Below are 7,070 nucleotides of genomic sequence, written 5' to 3'. Positions count from 1 at the left end.
CATGTTGCTGTCGATGCCCGCCAGGGCTTCGTCATAGCTGTGGACTATCTTGTTGAATCCAGACACCTTTTACTCCTTAAAGATGGGTCATCAGGCAGGCTTTTTCCCGGCCCATCATGGCCTGGGCAACCTTGGACACCGGCGGGCGACCCAATTTGTCACTGATAAAGCGGCCAGCTTCGCACAGCCTGGCCAAATCGACCCCATGGGCTATGCCTAGGCCGTTAAGCAGGTACACCAGATCTTCGGTGGCGACGTTGCCGCTGGCCCCCTTGGCGTAGGGGCAGCCCCCTAGGCCGGCCACGGCGCTGTCCACCACGCTCACCCCCATGGCCAGGGCCTGGTGGATATTAGCAATGGCCATGCCGTAGGTGTCGTGAAAGTGCACCGCCAGTTTGCTCAGGGGCACCTGCTGGGCCACGGCGTCGATCAGCTGCTGGGTTTTAACCGGGGTGCCGACCCCTATGGTGTCGCCAAGGGAAATTTCGTCGCAGCCCATCGCCAGCAGGGCCTTGGCCACCCGGGTGACCTGGGCCGGGTCTATGTCCCCCTCGTAGGGGCAGCCCAGCACGCAGGACACATAGCCGCGTACCCGCAGGCCCTTGGCCTTGGCCTGGCTGGCCACAGGGGCAAAGCGGGCCAGACTCTCGTCGATGGAGCAGTTGATGTTGGCCTGGCTGAAGGTCTCGGAAGCGGCGCCGAACACCGCCACTTCGTCGGCCCCGGCGGCCAGGGCCCCTTCCAGGCCCTTGAGGTTGGGGGTCAGGGCCGAATAGACCACCCCTTCCTTGCGGGCCAGGGCGGCGAACAGGGCGGCGGTGTCGGCCATCTGCGGCACCCATTTGGGAGACACAAAGCTGCCCACTTCCACATGGCGAAGGCCGGCCCCCACCAGCATCTCAATCAGCTGTTTTTTGTCCTCGAGGGCCACCTGCACGGCTTCGTTTTGCAGGCCGTCCCGGGCTCCCACTTCGACAATGCGAACCTGCTGGGGGTAGGGCATCAGGCTTCCTCCAGGCGCACCAGTTCGGCGCCGTCGCTGACCCGTTGCCCGGGCTGGAAGAAGACTTCCGCTACCACCGCGTCCCTGGGGGCGGCAATGGCGTATTCCATTTTCATGGCCTCCATGACAATGAGGGTGTCACCGGCCTTGACCTTGTCACCGGCCTTGGCCGGCACCGCCACTATGGTGCCGTTCATGGGGGCGGTCAGGTCGGCCTCGTGGCCGTCGTCTTGCAGGGTTTCATTGCGGTGCAGCCGCACTTCAAAGGGCTGGCCCTGGTCGAACAGCACCACGCTGTCGCCGTGGCGCCACACCGGCAGGCTGAGCTGGTGGCCGTCGAGGCTGGCCTGCAGGTTGTCGTCCTGCAATTGGCCTTCGGCCAGCACCTGGTGGCCGTGAAAGCCCAGTTGCCAGCCATTGCCGCTGGCCCTGGCTTCTACGGCCAGCAGCTCGCCGTCGCCCTTGTCCAGGCGCAGGGTTAGCACAGGATCGCTGTTGAGACGCCAGCCGTCGGCCCTGTGCCACAACGAGCCGGGTTCGCTGCTGGCCTGGCGCCGCTCCTGGGCCCCCTGGCGGCGATAGCAAAGGATGGCCAGGGCCGCCAGGGCCAGGCGATGCTCGGTCCATTGGGGCTCGCCGGTGAGGCTGGCGGCGTGCTGGTCGATAAAGCGGGTGCACAGATCCCCGGCCACAAAGGCCGGATGGCTGACCAGGCGGCGCAGGAAACCGACGTTGGTATGGATCCCGGCCAGGCAGTAGCGGTCCAGCACCCTGGCCATCTTGCCAAGGGCCGACACCCGGTCACTGCCGTGGACAATCAGCTTGGCAATCATCGGGTCGTAGAAGGGACTGATCTCGTCCCCTTGCCGCACCCCGGTGTCGATACGCACGCCGCTGGCCGGTTCGCGCAGCAGTTTGATAAGACCGCTTTGGGGCAAAAAGCCCTTGTAGGGGTCTTCGGCGTAGATACGCACTTCGACGCTGTGGCCGTTGCAGGCTACGTCCTGCTGGGCAAGGGGCAGGGGCTGGCCAGCCGCGACCAACAGCTGCCATTCCACCAGATCCTGGCCGGTGACCATCTCGGTGACCGGGTGCTCCACCTGCAGGCGGGTGTTCATTTCCATAAAGAAGAAGTCGTGGCCGTCCAGCAAGAACTCGACGGTGCCGGCCCCCACATAGCCGATGGCCTGGGCGGCCTTGACCGCCGCCTCCCCCATGGCTTGGCGCAGCTTGGGGCTAAGGCCGGGGGCCGGGGCTTCTTCCACCACCTTTTGGTGGCGGCGCTGGGCCGAGCAGTCCCGGTCGCCCAGGTAGATGCAGTGGCCCTGGCTGTCGGCAAAGACCTGCACTTCCACGTGGCGGGGCCGGGTCAGGTAGCGCTCCAGCAGCAGGGTGTCGTCGCCGAAGGCGCTCTTGGCCTCACGGCGGGCACTTTCGATGGCTTCCTTGAGCTTCTCCGGCCCTTCCACCACCCGCATGCCCTTGCCGCCGCCGCCCATGGCGGCCTTGATCAGCAGCGGAAAACCGATGTCGATGGCTTCGCGCAGCAAGGTGGCGTCGGACTGGTCGTCGCCGTGGTAGCCCGGTACCAGGGGCACCCCGGCCTCGGCCATGATGGCCTTGGCGGCCGACTTGGAGCCCATGGCGTCGATGGCGGCCACCGGCGGCCCGACAAAGGCGATACCGGCGTCAAAGCAGGCCTGGGCAAAGCCGCTGTTTTCGGACAAAAAGCCATAGCCGGGGTGCACGGCGTCGGCGCCGGCGGCCTTGGCGATGGCCAGGATCTTGTCGGCGCGCAGATAGGACTGGCTGGCGTCGCTCGGCCCCAGGTGCCAGGCCTCGTCGGCCAGTTGCACGTGGCGGGCCTGCTTGTCGGCGTCGGAATAGACGGCAACGCAGCGAATGCCCAGGCGATGGGCGGTGCGGATCACCCGGCAGGCGATCTCGCCCCTGTTGGCAATAAGGAGGGTCTTAAACATGGCGCTTTACCTGCCAGCCGGGTGGCCGCTTGTCGAAGAAGGCTTTGAGCCCTTCCTGGCCTTCGGGGCTGACCCTGATCCGGGCGATTTCGTTGGCCGTGTGGTGGCGAAGGGCGTCGTCCAGTGGCTCGCGGGAGACCTGATCCAGCAGCTGCTTGCAGGCCACCAGGGCCTCGGGACCGTTGCCCAGCAGCAGGTTCACGAAGTGCTCAAGCTGGCTGTCGAGGTTGTCGGTCACCTCATGGACCAGCCCCAGGGCCAGGGCGGTGGCGGCGTCGAAGCGCTCGGCGGTCAGGGCGTAGCGGCGGGTCTGGCGATGGCCAAGGGTGCGCACCATATAGGGGCTGATCACTGCCGGGATAAGGCCCAGTTTGACCTCGGATAGGCAGAACTGGGCCTTGGGTTCGGCAACGGCGATGTCGCAGCAGGCGATAAGGCCAAGGGCGCCGCCAAAGGCGCTGCCCTGCACCCGGCAAACAGTGGGGTGGGGGAAGCTGTCCAGGCGCATCATCAGTTCGGCCAGGGCCTCGGCTTCGGCCAGGTTCTGGTCAAAGCTTTGGGTGACCTGGCGCTGCATCCAGTTGAGATCGGCCCCGGCCGAGAAATGCTTGCCCTCGGCCTTGAGCACCAGCAGCCGCACCTTGGGGTCCGAGGCCAGTTCCGACAGGGCCTGGACCAATTGGCCGATCAGCACCTCGTCGAAGGCATTGAATTTTTCCGGGCGGTTCAGACAGAGGCTGGCCACGCCGCGCTCGTCGATATCCGTGATTAACCAGTCCATGATCTCTCCTTACATGCGGAACACGCCGAAACGGGTGTCGCTGATGGGGGCGTTCAGGGCCGCAGCCAGGGCCAGCCCCAGCACCTCGCGGCTTTGGGCGGGGTCGATGACGCCGTCGTCCCAAAGCCTAGCCGATGCGTAGTAGGGGTGTCCCTGCTGCTCGTACTGGTCGATGATGGGGGCCTTGAAGGCCTGCTCTTGCTCATCGCTCCAGCTTTCGCCCTTTTTCGCCAGGTTGTCTTTGGTGACGGTGGCCAATACCCCGGCAGCCTGCTCGCCACCCATCACCGAAATGCGGGCGTTGGGCCACATCCACATCAGGGTGGGGTCATAGGCGCGGCCGCACATGCCGTAGTTGCCGGCACCGTAGGAGCCACCGATCACCAGGGTGAATTTGGGCACATTGGCGCAGCTCACCGCTGTCACCATCTTGGCACCGTGCTTGGCGATGCCTTCGGCCTCGTATTTTTGGCCAACCATAAAGCCGGTGATGTTCTGCAAGAACACCAAGGGCACCTTGCGCTGGCAGCACAACTCGATGAAATGGGCGCCTTTTTGAGCGCTTTCACTGAACAGGATGCCGTTGTTGGCCACTATGCCCACCGGGTAACCCTGGATCTGGGCAAAGCCGCAGACCAGGGTCGGACCGTACAGGGCCTTGAATTCGTGAAACTCGGAGTCGTCCACCAAGCGGGCGATGACTTCCTTTACGTCGAACGGCTTTTTCAGGTCGGTACCGACGATGCCGTACAGCTCTTCGGGGCTGTAGCGGGGCGGCCTTGGGTCACTGATGGCCACCTGGCTGGGCTTTTGCCAGTTGAGGTTGGCCACCGCGTCCCGGGCCAGGGCCAGGGCATGGGCGTCGTCCTGGGCGTAATGGTCCGCCACCCCGCTGACCTTGCAGTGCACGTCGGCGCCGCCTAAGTCTTCGGCGCTCACTTCCTCGCCGGTGGCGGCTTTGACCAGGGGCGGCCCGGCCAGGAAGATGGTGCCCTGGTTACGGACGATGATGGACTCGTCGGCCATGGCCGGCACATAGGCGCCGCCGGCGGTACAGAGCCCCATCACCACCGCTATTTGCGGTATGCCCTTGGCGGACATCTGCGCCTGGTTGAAGAAAATGCGGCCGAAGTGGTCCCGGTCCGGGAACACCTCGTCCTGGCGGGGCAAAAAGGCGCCGCCGGAGTCAACCAGATACAGGCAGGGCAGGTGGCAACGGGCGGCAATCTCCTGGGCCCGCAGGTGTTTTTTCACCGTCAGCGGGTAATAGGTGCCGCCTTTGACCGTGGCGTCGTTGGCCACAATCATGCACTCGACCCCGCTGACCCGGCCGATGCCAGCCACCACGCCGGCACAGGGAACATGATCTTCATAGACTTGGAAAGCGGCCAATTGGGCGATTTCCAAAAATGCCGAGCCGGGATCGAGCAGCAGGTCGATGCGTTCACGGGCCAGCAGCTTGCCCCTGGACTTGTGGCGTTCACAGGCCTTGGCACCGCCCCCCAGGGTGATGTTGGCCACCTTGTCTTTGAGGTCGGCCACCAGGGCGCGCATGGCCGCGTCCTTTTGCAAGAAGGCGTCGCTATTGGCGTTGATATGGGATGACAGGATCATCGTCAGGGTCCTTTTCAGGCAAGGGCGCCCGGACGGGCGCCCCAGGGAGCTTTTAGCGGGATTCGTTGAAGAGTTCGCGGCCGATGAGCATGCGGCGGATCTCGGAGGTACCGGCGCCAATTTCATAGAGTTTGGCGTCCCGCAGCAGGCGGCCTGTGGGGTACTCGTTGATGTAGCCGTTGCCTCCCAGCAGCTGGATGGCGTCCAGGGCCAGTTGGGTGGCCAGTTCGGCACTGTAGAGGATGGCGCCGGCGGCGTCCTTGCGGGTGGTTTCGCCCCGGTCGCAGGCCTTGGCCACGGTATAGACATAGGCGCGGGCGGCGTTCATGCGGGTGTACATGTCGGCCAGTTTGCCCTGCACCAGCTGGAAGCTGCCGATGGCCTGGCCGAACTGCTGGCGGTCGTGCACGTAGGGCACCACCACGTCCATGCAGGCCTGCATGATGCCAAGGGGGCCGCCGGACAGCACCACCCGTTCGTAGTCCAGGCCGCTCATCAGCACCTTGACCCCCTGGTTGAGGCCGCCGAGGACGTTTTCCTTGGGCACGATGCAGTCTTCGAACACCAGTTCACAGGTGTTGGAGCCGCGCATGCCCAGCTTGTCCAGTTTTTGCGCCTGGCTAAAGCCCTTGAAGCCCCGCTCTATGATAAAGGCGGTGATGCCGTGGGGGCCCTTGTCGGCGTCGGTCTTGGCGTAGACCACATAGGTGTGGGCGTCGGGGCCGTTGGTGATCCACATTTTGTTGCCGTTCAGCACATAGTGGTCGCCGTTGTCGCGGGCGCTCAGTTTCATGGACACCACGTCGGAGCCGGCATTGGGCTCGGACATGGCCAGGGCACCGATGTGCTCGCCGCTGACCAGCTTGGGCAGGTAGGCCTGCTTTTGGACCTCGCTGCCGTTACGGTAAATTTGGTTGACGCAGAGGTTGGAATGGGCGCCGTAGGACAGGCCCACCGAGGCGCTGGCCCGGGAGATCTCTTCCATGGCGATCACGTGTTCCAGATAGCCCATGCCGGCACCGCCGTATTCTTCCGATACGGTCACCCCCAGCAGGCCCATCTCACCCAGGCGAGGCCAGAGTTCGTTGGGGAACAGGTTGTCGTGGTCGATTTGCGCGGCGCGAGGGGCTATGACCTCACGGGCGAAAGAATTGACGTGGTCGCGGAGCATGTCCGCAGTGTCGCCCAAACCGAAATTCAGGCTTTTGAACTGGCTAATCATCAGCTTCTCCCCCGAGATGCGTGGTGGTTAGCTGCCGCTGGCCTTTTTCTTGTGGTTAATGTCGGCTAAGGCGGTGCGGCAGCGGGTTTCTGCCGACGTCAGTTCCATGAGCACCACTTTGATGTCTTCCATCTGCTGCTCCAGGGCCGCTTTTTTCTCGGCCACCAGTTCCAGCATGGTATTTAGCTGGGTGATGGAGGACTTGTCGGCATCATACAGATCGAACAACTTACGGATCTCTGCCAGGGAAAAGCCCAGACGCTTACCGCGCAGGGTCAGCTTCAAGCGCACTCTGTCCTGGCGGTTGTAGATACGGGTTTGTCCTTTGCGCTCCGGCGTTATCAGCCCCTGGTCTTCGTAGAAACGAATGGACCTGGTGGTGATGTCGAACTCTTTGGCCAGTTCGCTGATGCTGTAAGTGATGCTCTTGTTGGACATGGTGTCTTGGCTCATCGTCGATGGTTCTACCTT

6 protein-coding genes are annotated in these 7,070 nt (G+C 63.8%); all 6 read right to left on the bottom strand.

Annotated elements, in window-relative coordinates:
- Nucleotides 1-76 precede the first annotated feature (76 nt).
- The 6 genes from B3C1_RS13545 to B3C1_RS13520 are packed head-to-tail and all read right to left on the bottom strand — an operon-like array spanning nt 77 to nt 7,052.
- Nucleotides 77-1,003 carry a hydroxymethylglutaryl-CoA lyase gene (locus B3C1_RS13545; protein WP_008485495.1) on the bottom strand — a complete coding sequence of 309 codons (927 nt, stop codon included), beginning with the start codon at nt 1,001-1,003 and terminating at the stop codon, nt 77-79.
- Nucleotides 1,003-2,982: an acetyl/propionyl/methylcrotonyl-CoA carboxylase subunit alpha gene (locus B3C1_RS13540; RefSeq protein ID WP_008485493.1), complete on the bottom strand. Its 1,980-nt coding sequence runs from the start codon at nt 2,980-2,982 to the stop codon at nt 1,003-1,005. Before B3C1_RS13540 ends, B3C1_RS13545 begins: the two co-directional genes overlap by 1 nt.
- Nucleotides 2,975-3,763: an enoyl-CoA hydratase-related protein gene (locus tag B3C1_RS13535; protein ID WP_008485492.1), complete on the bottom strand. Its 789-nt coding sequence runs from the start codon at nt 3,761-3,763 to the stop codon at nt 2,975-2,977. The genes B3C1_RS13540 and B3C1_RS13535 overlap by 8 nt, the downstream gene beginning before the upstream one ends.
- Before the next feature lie 9 nt (nt 3,764-3,772).
- Nucleotides 3,773-5,377 carry a carboxyl transferase domain-containing protein gene (locus B3C1_RS13530; RefSeq protein ID WP_008485491.1) on the bottom strand — a complete coding sequence of 535 codons (1,605 nt, stop codon included), beginning with the start codon at nt 5,375-5,377 and terminating at the stop codon, nt 3,773-3,775.
- Nucleotides 5,378-5,429: 52 nt separating this feature from the next.
- Complete coding sequence (locus B3C1_RS13525; RefSeq protein ID WP_008485490.1) at nt 5,430-6,599, bottom strand: isovaleryl-CoA dehydrogenase; 1,170 nt, start codon at nt 6,597-6,599, stop codon at nt 5,430-5,432.
- Between the two features lie 27 nt (nt 6,600-6,626).
- Nucleotides 6,627-7,052: a MerR family transcriptional regulator gene (locus tag B3C1_RS13520; protein WP_008485489.1), complete on the bottom strand. Its 426-nt coding sequence runs from the start codon at nt 7,050-7,052 to the stop codon at nt 6,627-6,629.
- Nucleotides 7,053-7,070: the final 18 nt, after the last annotated feature.

Origin of the sequence: Gallaecimonas xiamenensis 3-C-1, assembly GCF_000299915.1 — a bacterium.
Lineage (GTDB): Bacteria > Pseudomonadota > Gammaproteobacteria > Enterobacterales > Gallaecimonadaceae > Gallaecimonas > Gallaecimonas xiamenensis.
The sequence above is the reverse complement of the archived record's forward strand: the minus strand, read 5'-3'. Positions and strand labels throughout refer to the sequence as shown.

Coding starts and splice junctions, on each gene's coding strand:
- B3C1_RS13525 (WP_008485490.1), bottom strand. CDS start 6,599: ATGATTAGCCAGTTCAAAAGCCTGAATTTCGGTTTGGGCGACACTGCG.
- B3C1_RS13540 (WP_008485493.1), bottom strand. CDS start 2,982: ATGTTTAAGACCCTCCTTATTGCCAACAGGGGCGAGATCGCCTGCCGG.
- B3C1_RS13520 (WP_008485489.1), bottom strand. CDS start 7,052: ATGAGCCAAGACACCATGTCCAACAAGAGCATCACTTACAGCATCAGC.
- B3C1_RS13545 (WP_008485495.1), bottom strand. CDS start 1,003: ATGCCCTACCCCCAGCAGGTTCGCATTGTCGAAGTGGGAGCCCGGGAC.
- B3C1_RS13530 (WP_008485491.1), bottom strand. CDS start 5,377: ATGATCCTGTCATCCCATATCAACGCCAATAGCGACGCCTTCTTGCAA.
- B3C1_RS13535 (WP_008485492.1), bottom strand. CDS start 3,763: ATGGACTGGTTAATCACGGATATCGACGAGCGCGGCGTGGCCAGCCTC.